Annotated in this window: 11 protein-coding genes and 1 tRNA gene; 6 read left to right on the top strand and 6 right to left on the bottom strand. The window is 50.8% G+C overall.

All coding sequences use genetic code 11. The annotated features are described in order from the left end of the window. Positions 1 to 4 precede the first annotated feature (4 nt). The 4 genes from GJJ30_RS15750 to GJJ30_RS15735 all read right to left on the bottom strand — a co-directional run bounded on the left by GJJ30_RS15750 (position 5) and on the right by GJJ30_RS15735 (position 4,139). Positions 5 to 544, bottom strand: a complete 540-nt coding sequence (locus tag GJJ30_RS15750) for an outer membrane beta-barrel protein (protein WP_154176120.1) — start codon at positions 542 to 544, stop codon at positions 5 to 7. Between the two features lie 150 nt (positions 545 to 694). Next, positions 695 to 2,035, bottom strand: coding sequence for a glycosyltransferase (locus tag GJJ30_RS15745; protein WP_154176119.1), 1,341 nt, complete (start codon positions 2,033 to 2,035; stop codon positions 695 to 697). A 143-nt stretch (positions 2,036 to 2,178) separates the two neighbouring features. Further along, the gene (locus GJJ30_RS15740) at positions 2,179 to 2,559 is read right to left on the bottom strand and encodes a cupin domain-containing protein (RefSeq protein ID WP_154176118.1); all 381 of its coding nucleotides are present in this window, start codon (positions 2,557 to 2,559) and stop codon (positions 2,179 to 2,181) included. A 317-nt stretch (positions 2,560 to 2,876) separates the two neighbouring features. Continuing rightward, positions 2,877 to 4,139: an asparagine synthetase B gene (locus GJJ30_RS15735; protein ID WP_154176117.1), complete on the bottom strand. Its 1,263-nt coding sequence runs from the start codon at positions 4,137 to 4,139 to the stop codon at positions 2,877 to 2,879. A gap of 78 nt (positions 4,140 to 4,217) precedes the next feature. Here GJJ30_RS15735 and GJJ30_RS15730 point away from each other — a divergent pair, with 78 nt between their 5' ends. Further along, positions 4,218 to 5,456, top strand: coding sequence for an ABC transporter permease (locus GJJ30_RS15730; RefSeq protein ID WP_154176116.1), 1,239 nt, complete (start codon positions 4,218 to 4,220; stop codon positions 5,454 to 5,456). A 157-nt stretch (positions 5,457 to 5,613) separates the two neighbouring features. Next, positions 5,614 to 5,697: transfer RNA gene (locus GJJ30_RS15725), tRNA-Leu, on the top strand. 107 nt (positions 5,698 to 5,804) lie between these two features. Here the strand turns inward: GJJ30_RS15725 and GJJ30_RS15720 are convergent. Both GJJ30_RS15720 and GJJ30_RS15715 read right to left on the bottom strand, forming a co-directional pair. After that, complete coding sequence (locus tag GJJ30_RS15720; protein WP_229313160.1) at positions 5,805 to 6,983, bottom strand: acetyltransferase domain-containing protein; 1,179 nt, start codon at positions 6,981 to 6,983, stop codon at positions 5,805 to 5,807. 156 nt (positions 6,984 to 7,139) lie between these two features. After that, positions 7,140 to 8,006, bottom strand: a complete 867-nt coding sequence (locus tag GJJ30_RS15715) for an alpha/beta fold hydrolase (protein WP_154176115.1) — start codon at positions 8,004 to 8,006, stop codon at positions 7,140 to 7,142. A gap of 257 nt (positions 8,007 to 8,263) precedes the next feature. On the opposite strand from GJJ30_RS15715, the gene GJJ30_RS15710 reads away from it, so the two are divergent. The 4 genes from GJJ30_RS15710 to GJJ30_RS15695 all read left to right on the top strand — a co-directional run bounded on the left by GJJ30_RS15710 (position 8,264) and on the right by GJJ30_RS15695 (position 14,620). Then, positions 8,264 to 9,679 (top strand): DegT/DnrJ/EryC1/StrS family aminotransferase, encoded by a 1,416-nt coding sequence (locus GJJ30_RS15710; RefSeq protein ID WP_154176114.1) that lies wholly within the window; start codon positions 8,264 to 8,266, stop codon positions 9,677 to 9,679. Beyond that, positions 9,676 to 11,037 carry a neutral/alkaline non-lysosomal ceramidase N-terminal domain-containing protein gene (locus GJJ30_RS15705; protein WP_154176113.1) on the top strand — a complete coding sequence of 454 codons (1,362 nt, stop codon included), beginning with the start codon at positions 9,676 to 9,678 and terminating at the stop codon, positions 11,035 to 11,037. The genes GJJ30_RS15710 and GJJ30_RS15705 overlap by 4 nt, the downstream gene beginning before the upstream one ends. Positions 11,038 to 11,332: 295 nt before the next feature. Then, a complete protein-coding gene (locus GJJ30_RS15700) occupies positions 11,333 to 12,202 on the top strand; it encodes an AraC family transcriptional regulator (protein ID WP_154176112.1) in 870 nt (289 codons plus the stop codon). Between the two features lie 348 nt (positions 12,203 to 12,550). Next, positions 12,551 to 14,620, top strand: a complete 2,070-nt coding sequence (locus GJJ30_RS15695; RefSeq protein ID WP_170299203.1) for a beta-galactosidase — start codon at positions 12,551 to 12,553, stop codon at positions 14,618 to 14,620. Positions 14,621 to 15,040 lie beyond the last annotated feature (420 nt).

Here is a 15,040-nt window from a genome sequence, read left to right as displayed (position 1 = left end):
CGTCTTACTTGAATTTGGCCGTCAGACCGACGCGTAAAACCGCCACGCCGTAACCGATTTCAGCAAAACCGCCGATTTTTTCCGAGAACATGTACCGCGAACCGAGGTGCAGCCCCAGGAAAAGGGAGTTACCGTAAGGACTGTAATAGTCGCGCGAAGAACCGTAGGTATCGCTGTAAGAAGAAGTGCGGAGACCCAGCGAAATGCCCGCGTACGGGTCGAATTTGCTATCGCTAATATCCAGGATATCACCGAAATGGTAGGAGCCTCGGGCCGTGAAAAACAGAAAGGTGTAATTCCATTTGTAGCCACCACTGTTGTAACCGTAACGGGCGAAATCGAACGAGCCGCCGACCGATAAATTGTCTTTTATCGTGTATTCGAACGACGCACCGATTGGCAAACCGCGATACGTGTAGGTGCCAAGTCCAACGCCGGCGTTTAGAAATTTCTCGCCTTTTTCGATGGTTTGCGCCTTGGCAGAAGGCATAAGGGCGACAGCGATGAGCCACGCCAGAATGGTCAGTAGTGTTAATTTTTTCATGATGATATATTTGTTGTTGTTTGTTTAAACCGGTTTTATCGCCGGTTTCTGATTACAAAGATACCTGAGCTAAACGGCCGCCAGGATGTCATTTTACGCAGAAAAGGCGCATTTGGCGACAATTTTCGACCGGTTTTCAAATCGGGGAAATTAAACCAGCACAGGCTCCCTTTTCTGAATGGATACAGTCTGCGGACGCAGCGATTCACCCAGAACTTCGGCGATGTAGTTTTCGCACAATTCATTCGGATTATACGCCGAAAATTCTTTCTGCAGTTTCGCGATGCTTTGCCGGTAAACCGGATTCTTCAGCACGTTCGTTACCTGCATCCGGATCTGCTCGGGAGTCGGGGTTTCCGTTTTCAGATTCACACCCAGCCTGAAATAACCGATCCGGGCCGTGATCTCGTTTTTCCCTTCGTGGACGCCCGCAGCCACCATCGGCAGTCGGTTTTGAATGCTCTGCATGACCCCGCCGTAACCGCCGTTGGTCACGTAAACGTCGCAATACGGCATGATTTCGTTGAAGTCGATAAAGTCTTCGATGATCAGGTTGGCCTGCGGATACCGCGCCCGAAGCGCATCGGTTTGGGAGCCGCCGGTCGTGGCGATCACCAGGAATTCCGAGTCTTTAAAGGCTTCGAGCGTCGGAACGATGATCTTCTCGGGGTCCCGTTCAACGGTTCCCTGTGTAACCAGAATAACTTTCCGGTATAGTTTAAGGAGATCGTAATGGGCAAAACCGTTTCGCACCCCTTTCGTATACGGAAGCAGCGGACCGACAAACCGGACGTTGGGGCTCATATCCCGCCGATTATATTCAAAACCGGGCACCCCACTCTGGAGATAGACGTCGGCTTCCCGAATAAACGCATCGAAAACAAAATCCCGGGTTGGTACCAGTCCGTGCTGGCGCAGCAACCGGTTATAAAGTTCGGTGCACGGTTTTAGAAGAACGTTTTGGGTCAGGTACCGCATGATATTCTGTTTGCTTTTTCCCCAAAAACCGGTCGCCGGTTCCAGCCCCATGCCAGCCGGGGGCAGGTCCCTTGAACTTTCCGCCAGGGGAACGATACCAATCGTGCCGACCGGAATTTCCAGCAGTTGTTTGAGGATGGGCGCACCCGTAAATAGGGCGTCGCAGATCAACAGTTCAAACGGGAATTCCTGATAAATATCGATTACATCGGCGACAAACTCTGGCGCGCGGTTCAGAAATACCTCGTTGATATCGAACCGAAGCCGGGCGATGGTTCCTTTTATCCGCTGGCGTTCGGGAAATAATTCTTCCAGGGTATCCTGATTGACCACTTTGGCCGCCTGAAAAGGGTAGACCGGAATGCCCAGTTTTTGAGCTTTGGTAACGTACCGGCCACCGGTATACCAGCGGACATCGTGGCCCAGTTCCTGCAAATGTTTGGCAATGCCCGTCAGCGGATTGAAATGCCCGTCGGCGGGAATGGTTGCGAAAAGAATTTTCTTAGCGTTCATGATTTGTTGTTTGATTGGCAAGGTGTTCAGAATCGGAAATAATTGCCCTGGCCAGTATAAGAATTCCTGAAAGTCAGGGCAATAGCTTCCAAGCAAACCCCTTCAGAAAGGGGGTTACGAATTTATATTGAAGTAAAAACCGCTTAAATCACCGAAGCAAATTCAGGCGAAATGCTGTAAAAATACAGGCAGGAATGCGTCGACTGATTGCGCAGGGTGTGCCGCATGCCAGCCGGAATGGTCAGGGATTGACCGGCGGTCAGGCGAATCCAGCGATCACCGGCAAAAATTTCCAGCTCGCCGTATTCGACCGAAAAATATTCCTCTTCTTCGGAATGGGTGTGGAGCGCCGTTCCGCAGGCTCCGGCCGCCAGCCAGACTACGCCGTTATCAACTTTGGAATGAGGCTGCGTGGGCAAAAACCAGTACTTGATTCCGCAGGTAGCCGCCAAATCGAGGTCGGCTTCGCGGATGGCAACGTGAGAGAGATTCAACGTGGCCTGTGAGGTTACGAATGTGTTCATGGTTTCCGTACTCGGATGTATTTGTTGTTTATGGAAAATACGAAGTGGTTAACTTCATAATCCAAAGGTCATCGCTTTGGCACGATCTTCCAAAGCCGTTTGGAATGAACACGTAAGTTTGATGTTTGAACTGGAAACTTTGCGGGGTGAAACCGGTAGCTTTTGGGAGGTGAGAGATTGTTGACGATCGACCATTGACGATTGACTATGGTCGGCGGTCAATCGTCAATCGTCAAATAACACAAAACTATGGTCGGCGGTCAATCGTCGATGGTCAATCAACACAATCTGTTCAATATTGAAACAACTCCCCGGTTTTACGTCTTCTGCTTTTTCTTTTTAGCAGCCGGGAACAGGATGTTGTTCAGAATCAGGCGGTAACCGGCTGAATTTGGGTGCAGGTTCAAGTCCGTGGGTTCTTCGTTGATTTCGTGCCGGTAATCTTCCGGGTCGTGGCCGCCGTAGAACGTGAAGAAGCCCTTTCCGTAAGGGGCGTGCAGGTAGCGCGCTTCGTTGGCCGCCCGGTTTTCAGCCAGCACCACCACTTCCGGTTTAATAAATCCTTTCTTAAACGCGGTCGTCTGGCCCATAAAACCCTTGATGATATTCATGTGATTCTGGGTCAGCATCGTCGGAATCGGGTCCCATTTGGCAGAAAACTGAAAGAGCGTGAAGTAATCGTTCTGCTCGATCAGACCGCGTTCTTCGGGCTGGTTATCGATGTTGGAAAACTCGATCTGGTAAGGGTTGATGTACACCTGAAAATTCCGGAAAGCGAGGGTCTGGCTGTAATCCAGCTTGCTATTGGCGGCCGGATCGGCCGGATCGCCGTCGTAAATCGATTCCGCAATGTCGGTATTCTGGGTCGCCAGGGCGATATCGTAGGTATCCGTGGCATTACACATGGCAAACATGTAGCCGCCACCCAGGCAATAATCCCGAATTTTTTTGGCGACATTTCGTTTCAGTTCCGATACCTTACTCAAACCGTATTTCTTCGCAATTAACTCCGCTTCGCGCTTTTGGGCCTGGTACCAGGGTTGGTCGCGGAACTGGAAGAATTTGCCGTACTGGCCCGTAAAATCTTCGTGGTGCAGGTGCAGCCAGTCGTACTGCGCCAGTTTTCCGTCCATCACTTCTTCGTCAAAAACCGTCTCATAGGGGATCTCGGCGTAGGTCATCACGAGCGTCACGGCGTCATCCCAGGGCTGCTTGGTTTTGGGGGAATATACGGCCACTTTCGGCGCTTTCTGCAATTTTACTGCGTCCATGTTCACATCCGGCGACGAAACTTCCGCAATGATCTGATTACCCTGCGCATCGGAAATGACCTCGTAGCTGACGCCCCGAATCACCATTTCGTTGACAAATTTCTGCGTGTGCGGCAACATAAAACTGCCGCCCCGGTAGTTGAGGAGCCAGTCGACTTCGGTATCGAACTGGCGTAAAACCCAGTATGCAATGCCATATGCCTTGAGGTGATTCTTCTGACTTTCATCCATTGGAATCAGGATTTTCGACGCAAACAGGGGAGTCGTCAATGCCAAAATGAGGATGAGCGGTAAGAGCAGCCTTTTCATCGGTAATCTTTTTTTAGCTGTTTTGAGTAGCTTTGTATCTACTGGTAGTAAACGAAGATAAGCAATTTTTATGCTAATATGAATCTCCTCGAAAATATCCGCGAAGGCATTCGATCCATTATTTCCAACCGTTTGCGAACGATTCTGACGTCGCTGATCATCGCCATCGGGATCACGTCACTGGTCGGAATTTTAACGGCGATCGACGGATTGCAGAGCTCGGTCGACAACAGTTTTGCCGGTCTGGGGGCGAATACGTTTGATATTCAGGGACCGCAGATGTACCGGCGGTTTGGAGGTCGATCCGAAAAGCGGGTGCCACCCATCGACTACCACCAGGCGATGACTTTCAAACGGCGTTTTCAGCAGGGTGCCAATATTGCGGTTTACGCTTCCGTGACCGGGGCGGCTCAGGTAAAATACGCGTCCAAAAAAACCAACCCCAACGTTCAACTGATTGGCGTGGACGATAATTACCTGGAAATTAAAGCCATAAAATTGCAGTCGGGCCGGAATTTCTCCCAAACCGACCTGGAAAATTCACTGAATGTCACCATTATCGGCAGCGAGATAGCCACTACTTTGTTTGAACGCAACATCAATCCGCTGAACAAGGAAATTAACATTCTGGGCGGAAAATTTAAAGTCATTGGCGTGCTGGAAAAGAAGGGCGGTTTTTCGGGTGGGGGAGACGATCGCCAGGCCCTGGTTCCGCTGGAGAATGCCCGGGCGATGGCCGCCAACCGAACGCTGACGTTTGACATTACCGGTTCGGTTCCCAATATGGGAGATGCCGAAATGGCGGTAGCCGAAGCGCGGGGGTTGATGCGCCAGATCCGCCGTGATCCCCTCGGTCGACCCGACTCGTTTGAAATCAAACGGGCGGATGAGCTCGCCAAAGATTTTGAAAACATTACGGGTTACCTCCGGATCGGCGGTTTTGGCATCGGTTTTATCACCTTGCTGGGCGCATCCATCGCCCTGATGAACATCATGCTGGTGTCGGTCACGGAACGAACCCGGGAAATTGGCATCCGGAAATCCCTGGGTGCTACCCCAAAACGCATTCGCGAGCAGTTCCTGATTGAAGCCATCGTGATCTGCATCATGGGCGGTTTAGGCGGAATTGTGCTGGGAATCGGAATCGGCAATCTGATCTCAACGATTGTCAGTCAGGGCAACGGCCAGTTTGTCGTTCCCTGGTTCTGGATGGCGATCGGCATTCTGGTTTGCGTAACGGTGGGTTTATTTTCCGGCATTTATCCGGCCTTTAAAGCTTCCCGCCTGGATCCAATCGAAGCACTGCGGTACGAATAAGTGATTAGTAATGAGTCGAAAAACCGGTGGATAACGCTTTTAAAGGCGGTAAATCTGTGTAAGACGACAAAAAAATATTCATTATTCATTGTTCATTATTCATTTATAACGCTACTTTTGCACCCACGTTCGCTTGAGCGATACGCGCCGTTTGTATGCCGGGATGGCGGAATCGGTAGACGCGTTGGTCTCAAACACCAATGTCTGCAAGGGCATGCCGGTTCGAGTCCGGCTCCCGGTACAAAACAAAACAGGTCGCCCAATCGGGTGGCCTGTTTTGTTTTAACAGCCTCTCGGATTCCGGTTAGGGTAAAATTCAACTTGCCATGCGCTGACGTTCTCAAAAAATTATAAATAACTCAGCCACCAGTGTTCCTTATGACGCTGCTTATAAAGGTCGAAACGTTTACAGATTGGGTATAATAACAGAATAATCCCGATCCAAATTAAATAGACGATTTCGAGGTTAAACCCGAAATCTTTCAGGTCAATGTCAAAGGAAGTCTGGACCATCAGCTCCCAGCCATAACCGGTCAATTCGGCGGTGAGCAGCGCCAGAACGCGGATCAGGTAGAGATGTAAAATGTAATAAAAGAAAGGAACCCGACCGAACACGCAAAAGAAATCAACCACTCGGCCCCGCCATTTTTCCGAATTTGCCAAAAAGAGAAAGGCGCCGGACAGGGTTACCAATAAATACAAAAAGGAGGGTGGATATTTGGTGACATTAAGGAAAGACATAATCGTCTGACTGGCGGTTTCGTACGGTTTCCAGGGAGCGAGGTCGCCGTATACATTCGTCGAACGGATCAGCACAAACAGCACCAGAGCCGAAATTCCGATTGCGTTGAATAGTTTCTTTCGATTAATTGAGGCATTATAAAAATTGCCAAAATAATACCCCAGCGCCATCACGCCAATCCAGGGAACAATCGGATAAACGATGTTTAAAGTATGCGTTTCGGAGAGTTTGACGGAAGAAAGTTCGTGGACGATACTCCACCAGGCATTGCCTTCAAAATGAACAGTGTCCAGCAAATTGTGACCACAAATCATTAGGCACGAAAGAATCAGAATAAGATTTTTAGGAAGGTAAACGAACGCGGCTAAAAAAATCATGCTGATCCCCAGGCACCAGATGACGGCCAAATCAATGTTTCGAAACTGAACGTCGAAATACCAGGCAAATGCTATAACTGTGACCTCAAGAAAAACCAGCCAGAGTCCGCGTTTGAGCAGGAAGCCGGAAAGCTCCGATTTCGTTTTTCGTCTGCCCGAAAAATAGGCCGAAAGCCCTGCTAAAAAGCTGAACGTCGGCGCGCAGAAATGCGTGATCCACCGGGTTAAATAAACCGGCCAGGTGGCGTGTGCGGGGTCGGTGATATCCAAAACACTGCTGGACTGGTGAAAATAATCCCGCGTGTGATCGAGCGCCATCAAAACCATTACGAGCCCTTTCAACAGGTCGATGGACGCAATCCGGTTTTTCGTCAGCGAAGTCGGCATCGGTTGGCGGTTAATGATCATCGGTAACACTTTTTTTAGTCGGTTGGAGGCTATAATTCGGAAAACCAAAAGTATCGATATTCGCAAAGGGCAGGCAAACCGCAATTGCCAGTGAGCGGAATCCGGTGTATAAAGCGGGCCTATGACGCACTAACCGCCAGTGAAATCAGCGGACGTTTATTCAAGTTGCGACAGGCCCTTGACCTTCCGGTACGGTTTTTTGAAAAATTCCCCGACTTCCTGATTGAACTGATCCTTGTACCGTATCAGCGTCGAATGCCCGGAATTGGGTAAAATCCAGAGATACGATTTCGGCAGCGCTTCCGCAATCTCCAGCGTGTGCCGGGGCAGAATGACGTCGTTGTCGCCCCCGATGACCAGCGTCGGACAGCTTACCTTTTTCAAATCGGCCGTTGAAATATGCGGATTGAACACCATCAGGTTCAGGAGTTTTTTCTGCGCTTTGACATCCGGCGTTTGGGCCACGGTCGCCAGACTGTCATTGTTGGACACGATCCAATGAAAAAGCTTCGGTTCTAGGGCCGTGGTATCGGGCCATAAATTTGCACCTGTGATGGCCAGTTTCTTCACTTTTTCGGGGTGCCGCATTGCGAGCAATAATCCGTTGATACCGCCGTCGCTCCAGCCAATGACGTAACAGGAATCAATCCGCAGCGTATTCAGCAGGGCATTGAAGTCGTCGGCCATCATTTCGTACGTGAGCGAGTCGCCCGGGTCGACTGATTTTCCCTGGGCCCGGCTATCGGCCAGAATCACCCGGTAGTTTTTGGCGAAATACGGAATCTGGTTTTTGAAGTCTTTGATGGAACCGCCATTGCCGTGGATAATGAGCAGCGGTTTTCCTACGCCATACTCTTCGTAATACATCCTGAAACCGCGGATATTGGCGTATTTCCCCACTTTGGCATTGTTGCCGTAAACCGTGCTTCCGGTCGAAGCAACGGGCAATGTCGACTGAGCTGAAACCGATAGCGTCGACACGCCAATGATTAAAGTCAGGAGAACCAGTTTCAATCTGTTCATGGCTGCGGTTTTAATAAGGGTGAGCGCAAGGTGATCGTTAGCGTGAATGGAAATTTAATCGATCAAATATCTGGAATTCAGGATGAAAAGGCTTCTGCTAGTGTGCCAAAAATTTCGTCTGTTGTTGCCAGACGGAATGTTTTTGGAATTCAAATGCCGCCGTGACGGTCCAGGCGATATTGCAAATAAGGAATCTTTTGTAATTTGGAAAGCAGATGAATTGAATACCTGCAAAAGTCCTAAAGACCCTGAACCGCATGTCGCACACGAATTTCTCAAGGCGGGAGTTTCTCCGGCGAAACTCGCTGACCGGCCTGGGGGCGGTTTTGTCGCCCTCCCTGTTGGCTAACGGAAAAAGCCTTTTAACGCCTGAAACAATTCCTCAATCCATTAAAGCCCCCTCAATTTCCATCGCAGAAGCTCCGGCTTTGCTCGGCGGAAAACCCGTTCGGGCGAAAGCCTGGCCGACCTGGCCGTTGTGGAAACCCGAAACGGACGAAAAACAATTGCTGGAAGTCATTCGCAGCGGTATTTGGTCGCGGGCCAATGTGGTGAATGAGTTTGAAGCCAAATGGGCGGCCGCACTCGGCGTTAAACGCGCGCTGACCGTGGTCAATGGCACCAACGCGATCATGGCCGCACTGGCGCAATTCGACATTCGGGGTGGTGATGAGGTGCTGGTACCGCCTTACACTTTTATCGGAACCGTGGCACCCATCCTGATGGTTGGCGCCATGCCGGTTTTTGTGGACGTCGATCCCGAAACGTTCCAGATCGATCCCGCCAAAATCGAAGCAAAGATTACCCCCCGAACCCGGGCAATTATTCCGGTCCATATTCTGGGGTTACCCGCCAACATGACCCAGATTCTGCCCATTGCCAAAAAGCATAATCTGGTGGTAATTGAAGATGCCTGTCAGGCCCATTTTGCCGAAATAAACCACCGGAAAGTCGGTACGCTCGGCAACGCGGGCTGCTTCAGCTTCCAGAACTCCAAAAACCTGGCGATTGGCGAGGGCGGAGCCATTGTCAGTAACGACGATGTGTTTATGGACCGCTGTTTTTCCTACCAGAATTACGGCAATCCGTACGGTTTGGTCTCGGGAGTCATCGGCGCAGGCACGCTGATTCAGGGAACCAAACTGCGGTTAACGGAGTACCAGGCCGCCATCGGTCTGGCGCAGCTCCAGCGACTCGATGCCCAAACCACGCTCCGCAACGAGAATGCGGCTTACCTGAAATCGAAGATCAAAGACATTCCCGGCATTGTGCCGTATAAACTGTACGACGATGTGACCCGGGCGGCTTTCCACCTTTTTCCGTTTCGGTTCAAAAAGGAAAACTTCAAGGGGCTTTCCCGGGATGTGTTTGTGAAAGCCCTGACGGCGGAAGGAATTCCGTGCTCGAAAGGCTACGCAACACTGAACACGATGCCTTACCTGAACGATACGTTCCAGACCAAAAATTACCAGAAAATGTATCCGAAATCGATGCTGGACTTTAACAGTTACATCGAGCGAAACCGCTGTCCGCAGAACGACCGGCTTTGTAACGAAGAAGCCGTCTGGCTTACCCAGAACATGTTGCTCGGCACCCGAACCGATATGGACGAAATTGCCAGCGCCATCGAAAAAGTATACGCCCACGCCGATAAACTGCTTACTCAAAAATGAAAAAGCGGTTTTTAGGCTTCTGGAGCAGTTTTTTAGTGGTTTTATTGACCCAATCCGGTTTTGCCGGTGGCTGGAAAGCGGGCGTGGCCAGCGTCGTGATCACGCCCAAAGAGTCGCAATGGATGGCGGGCTATGCCGCGCGGACGCGTGCCGCCGAAGGAAAACTCCACGATTTGTGGGCCAAGGCCCTGGCGCTGGAAGACGAAAAAGGAAACCGGGTAGTACTGGTCACGTCCGATTTGCTGGGGTTTCCGAAAGTTCTTTCGGATCGCATCCGCGAACGGCTGCAGAAGCAACTTGGCTTGTCGAAAGCGCAGATTATCCTGAATAGTTCGCACACGCATTCCGGCCCGGTTCTGGGCCAGGCGTTGTTGGATATTTATCCGATCGATGCCGCTGAACGGACCAAAATCGAACGGTATTCGCAGCAACTGGAAGACCAGATTGTGACGCTGGTTGGTCAGGCATTCCGGAAACTGGAGCCTGCCGAACTCTTCGCGCAGAATGGCGTAACCCGGTTTCAGGTGAACCGACGCAACAACAAGGAAGGCAGCCTGCGGGAACAGACCGATCTCAACGGGCCGAACGATTACGCGGTGCCGGTCATTAAAGTGCTCAATACCAGTGGAAAACTGATTGCGGTTGCGTTTGGCTACGCCTGCCATCCCACGGTTTTGGATCAGTACCAATGGTCGGGCGACTATGTCGGTTTTGCGCAGTTGGAGCTGGAAAAAGCGCATCCCGGTGCCAGGGCCTTATTTTTTCAGGGCGCAGCCGGTGATCAGAATCCGATGCCCCGCCGAACGGTTCCGCTCGCCCGGCAATTCGGTCGGGAGCTGGCTGCGGCTGTCGACCGGGTGCTCGAAGAACCCATGCGCAACCTGCCTGCTCAGGTACGGACGGCCTATTCGGAAATCGAACTACCGCTGGCGGCCCCGCCAACCGAGGCTGAACTGACGACAACCGCTCAGGAAAACGAGGGTTACATGAAACGCTGGGCCATCCGGATGCTGGCCGAAAAAAAACAGGGGAAACCGTTTGTGACCAGTTATCCGTATCCCCTGCAGATCTGGCAGTTGGGCGGGCAACCGGTTTTCACGTTCGGCGGAGAGCTGGTCGTCGATTACGCGATTGCGTGTAAAAAACGCTTCGGTCCGGATGTTTTCGTGATGGGGTATTCCAACGATGTGATGGCTTATATTCCGTCAGCAACAATTTTGAAGGAAGGCGGTTATGAGGGTGCGACCTCCCAAATGGTCTACGGTTTGCCGACTATCTGGGCACCGGAAGTTCCCGAGCTGATTATTCGGGAAATGAGTCGCCTGGCGGGTCAGCTCGGCATTCCTTCCGCGAAATAAGGAAAGGTCAAGCCTGAAAACCGGCGGTTTTGGAAAGGAGGTAGAAGCTTTTAGTCTAAAAACCGCCAGTTTTCAGGCTTTTTATCGGGCAATTTTTCCGGCGTTTACGGGTTAGCGTAAGAAGCGATTCAATCTAAAACAGAACCCTGTCTGAACGGATTGAGCTGGTCTTATTAATCGTTGTATTGGTCTGATAATGAGTTGATAGAATCTTGTATCTTTGTGGTTAATCACGGTCAGAGCGCCGTATGCATCAGCGTGTGAATCAGAGACTTGCTTAAACATGTTTTCTGCCATGCCAACGAATTTGCCAGGTAATCAATTTCAGACATTCTCACACTTCGCACCGGACACCTTGTTCCACATTGCACGTCTGGAGGAGCATGTGCCGCAGTTGAACCACAGTCACAAACCGCACGCCCATCCATTTTATTCCGTAACCTGGGTTCAGGAAGGCAGCGGAATCCATGTCAACAACGGTAAAGCCTACGAAGTTGCGCCCAACCAGTTGTTTTTTCTGGCCCCGGGCAAGATGCATAGCTGGCAATTGTCGGCCGATACGAAAGGCTACAATTTGTTTTTTGATTCGGATTTTTGCCGGGGAACCTCCGGTCACCTTTTGTACCGATACCCATTTTTTCATGCCAACAAAGAGCACCCATTGCTGCAGGTAACCGACCCGGATGCGCTTTTTGCCGATATTTTTGACTTTATCTTCTCAGAATACCAAAGCAAGCAGGCCAATCGCTTTGAGGTCATTCTGTCGGCGCTTCATATTGTTCTGGAACTGTCTGATCGGTTGTACCATGAGCAGTGGAACGGCAACGGAACGTACCTGTACGACCGAATCCGGCAATATGAGCAGTTGATCGAACATCAGTTTCTGACCGTTCGGATGGTGAGCGACTATGCCGCCCAGATGAACGTAACACCCCATTACCTCAATCAGCTCTGCAAAAAAGTAGTCGGCAAAACCGCCAGTCAATTGTATCACGAGCGAATTGTACTTGAGGCTCGGTTTCTGCTGGCCTACACCAGCGATTCGGTTAAGGAAATCGGATTTCGCCTGGGCTTCCAGGACCCGTCTTATTTTGTCCGTTTCTTCCGGAAGAATACCGGCGAAACGCCTGCGGATTTCCGCCAACGCAAAAATCACCAACGCTGATTTGTACCACAGAAAATACGATTTGTCTTTTTACCAAAATTTCCGATGAATTAGTTTTGTCGTGTCTGATAATTCGTTCTTTTTTCGGAAACTAATTCGTTCCGTTTCCGTCAATTACTTCCTGTAGTATCCGTTCGTGAGTGTGAGGTTGTGGCGTTCTGAAGTTAGTAAGTCAAATACATCTTCCAGTCAAGTGCATTTTCGGCAGTGCTGAGCTGTCGGCATTTTTCGCTTTCTGCACGATCTGATTCGGTATTTAACCGGAAGAGATGGGAGACTGTATTGGCAGACAACTTACTCAACGTTATTTTTTAACTCACCGTAATGAAAAACCGTAACTTTACTGTTATGCGTTTAATCCTGCTTTTTGGATTAAATGCACTCTCGCTTGGGGGAAATTGTGCAACAACTTCTCCGTCTTTTTGTCGGATAATTGCTCCTTCTTCCGAACCGGCTCCGATCAACCGGCAACGCTACATTGGGATTACCATCTTCAATTTTGAAACCGATCCCCGCATCGACGATGAACGCATCGAACACTCGGCCGCAGCGGGTTGTAATGCCGTCGAAATCACGATCAACTGGGACCGCGTTTACCCGACCCGGCAAAGTACCGCCAACTGGAAAGTTGTTGATTCCCACGTTCAAACGGCGATTCGGCTCGGGTTAAAAATTGCCCTCCGCATCCATGTAGGACGAGAAATTGCCAATCTGGGCAGTTTTTGGGGGACGAGTGAAACGATGCAGGCTGCCGACGGGTTGCGAATGAACGGCGGAGGAATCACCCAGTTCAGTTATGCGCACCAGCCGACGGTTGAACTGGCTAAGAATTTCGTGAAAGAGACCACGCAGCGTTATCGGTATTTGCAGCAGCAAAACCGACTGCTGTTTATCTCCGTCGTGGCCTCTCCGGCGTTGGAATCGGAGTTCTCGCCCGTCCACAACAAACCCGATGGTACAAAATATTCGGCGGCTTTCGACTACGGCGGTCCGATGAAACTGGCGTTTCGGCAGTGGTTGCAGGGGCGGTTTTCCCTGGCCGACCTGAATAAACGCTGGAACACTGGTTTTGGCGACTGGAACGCCGTGGTTCCGCCGACCGGAAGCATTAGCGATCCGCAAAAACTGTTCAGCCTGAATCGTCAGGGCCAGGACTGGTACGTGTTCCGTCACCGCCTGCTCGAACGGTTTTTGAATGACATGACCAACACGCTGAAAGGCGTTGATGGCTCGATCCGGGTTGTCAATCAGCACGGCGCCGTCTGGGATCGGTTAAGCGGATTACGGGCGACCTACGCCTTTAAAAGTCTGAATCAGAACGCCGATGGCCTGAAGTTCAACGATGGCCCGACCTACAACCACCGGTTTTCGATGGATGTGGTGCGCAGTAATTTAAAACCGGGTGCCTTCATGATCAACGCGGTAGACGGCATGTTTTTCAACTCCGTTTCGATCGATACCTATTTTAATCAGGTCAAGGAATGCTTCCAGCACGGGGCATCCATGATTACATTGGCCAATTTTGGCGGCACCGACGCCCGCGCTACCCTGAGCCAGCTGATCCAAACGGTTCTGGATGCGGGTTTGCTGAATCAATCCGTCACGGATGTCCAGACCGGCGGGACGATTAGCTACAAACTGTCTGAAATTCTGCGGGATACGTATTCGCCAATCAGCACCCGCTGGACGGATCAATATAATAAGTCTGGGAAAAAACCGATCCAGGTCAATTTGATTGAAGATTTATTTGACGAAACGGACAACGCGGACGAACCCGCGCAGCCGGAAAAACCCGTTGAAGATCCGAAACCGAGCCCCACGGTTAGTGCTAATTACGATGGCTATCTGGATAAAGTGGAGTGCGGAACCATGCGTGGCTGGGTCTGGGACCGCAACGATCCGGATGGGTCGGTAACGGTGGAGTTTTCGGCCGACGGAAAGGTAATCGGCACGACCGAAGCCGACATTTACCGCTCGGATCTGGAGAACGCTGGCAAGGGGAATGGCAAACATGCCTACAGTTTTACGACGCCAGCGAGTTTGAAAGACAACAAAACCCACCAGATTTCGGCCAAAGTTTGCAACAGTTCGTTCACACTGAAATACGCGCCCAAGTCGCTGACCTGTGCGCCTTCGGCCCGGCTATCGGCCGGGTCCGCAGAAAGCAAATTGGAGGTAACGATTTTGGGAAATCCGGTGCAGGAACAGTTGAGTGTCGAAGTTCGGGGTGCGGAAGGAAAACCGCTGAGGTTTCAGATCAGCGACCTCGGCGGGCGCATTGTAAGCGAGCGAATAGTTGAAATCGCCCTTGGGGTGGAAAACCAGCAATTCCGGCTCGGCAGTGAAGTGACCGGGCTGTTGATCCTGCGGGTAATCGGCGGTCAGCAGGCCGTCACGGTAAAATTATTGAAATACTAACAAATCCGGAAAAGCCGCCCGAACGCGCCGTTCGGGCGGCTTTTTATCTTTTGCCAAAAAAGCAGTTCAGATTTGCCAGACATTCTAAAATTTATAATTTCCATTTCTTCGGTTAGCCCCCAACCCCCTAAAGGGGGCTTTAATCAGCATTTCAAAGCCCCCTTTAGGGGGTTGGGGGCTAACCGAAGAAAGGGCAAATCTGAATTTTAGACTGTCTCTTAGCGATTTTGAAGCGGATCATTGCGATTTGCCAGACTTTTCAGCGCTTAAACTTGCTTCCTTTAAACTCAGTTCTGTACTTTTGCAACTCTGAACCGGACTGAAAGCCCGGTTTTCAGCCTTCATCGACTTCTCTTTCTTCTACCGGCCTGCCATGATTGGGGACGGTTTTTTTGTGGATTAAAAGTTCAATAATTGCCA

It is taken from the genome of Larkinella terrae, assembly GCF_009668025.1.
Classification (GTDB): Bacteria; Bacteroidota; Bacteroidia; order Cytophagales; family Spirosomataceae; genus Larkinella; species Larkinella terrae.
Note: the sequence above shows the minus strand (reverse complement) of the source record. Positions and strands in the feature narration are given on the sequence as shown.

Bases quoted from the DNA above. Each gene is read 5' to 3' on its own strand.
- GJJ30_RS15740 (WP_154176118.1), bottom strand. From the start codon at position 2,559: ATGAACACATTCGTAACCTCACAGGCCACGTTGAATCTCTCTCACGTT.
- GJJ30_RS15750 (WP_154176120.1), bottom strand. From the start codon at position 544: ATGAAAAAATTAACACTACTGACCATTCTGGCGTGGCTCATCGCTGTC.
- GJJ30_RS15735 (WP_154176117.1), bottom strand. From the start codon at position 4,139: ATGAAAAGGCTGCTCTTACCGCTCATCCTCATTTTGGCATTGACGACT.
- GJJ30_RS15700 (WP_154176112.1), top strand. From the start codon at position 11,333: ATGCCAACGAATTTGCCAGGTAATCAATTTCAGACATTCTCACACTTC.
- GJJ30_RS15705 (WP_154176113.1), top strand. From the start codon at position 9,676: ATGAAAAAGCGGTTTTTAGGCTTCTGGAGCAGTTTTTTAGTGGTTTTA.
- GJJ30_RS15715 (WP_154176115.1), bottom strand. From the start codon at position 8,006: ATGAACAGATTGAAACTGGTTCTCCTGACTTTAATCATTGGCGTGTCG.
- GJJ30_RS15695 (WP_170299203.1), top strand. From the start codon at position 12,551: ATGCGTTTAATCCTGCTTTTTGGATTAAATGCACTCTCGCTTGGGGGA.
- GJJ30_RS15730 (WP_154176116.1), top strand. From the start codon at position 4,218: ATGAATCTCCTCGAAAATATCCGCGAAGGCATTCGATCCATTATTTCC.
- GJJ30_RS15720 (WP_229313160.1), bottom strand. From the start codon at position 6,983: ATGATCATTAACCGCCAACCGATGCCGACTTCGCTGACGAAAAACCGG.
- GJJ30_RS15710 (WP_154176114.1), top strand. From the start codon at position 8,264: ATGTCGCACACGAATTTCTCAAGGCGGGAGTTTCTCCGGCGAAACTCG.
- GJJ30_RS15745 (WP_154176119.1), bottom strand. From the start codon at position 2,035: ATGAACGCTAAGAAAATTCTTTTCGCAACCATTCCCGCCGACGGGCAT.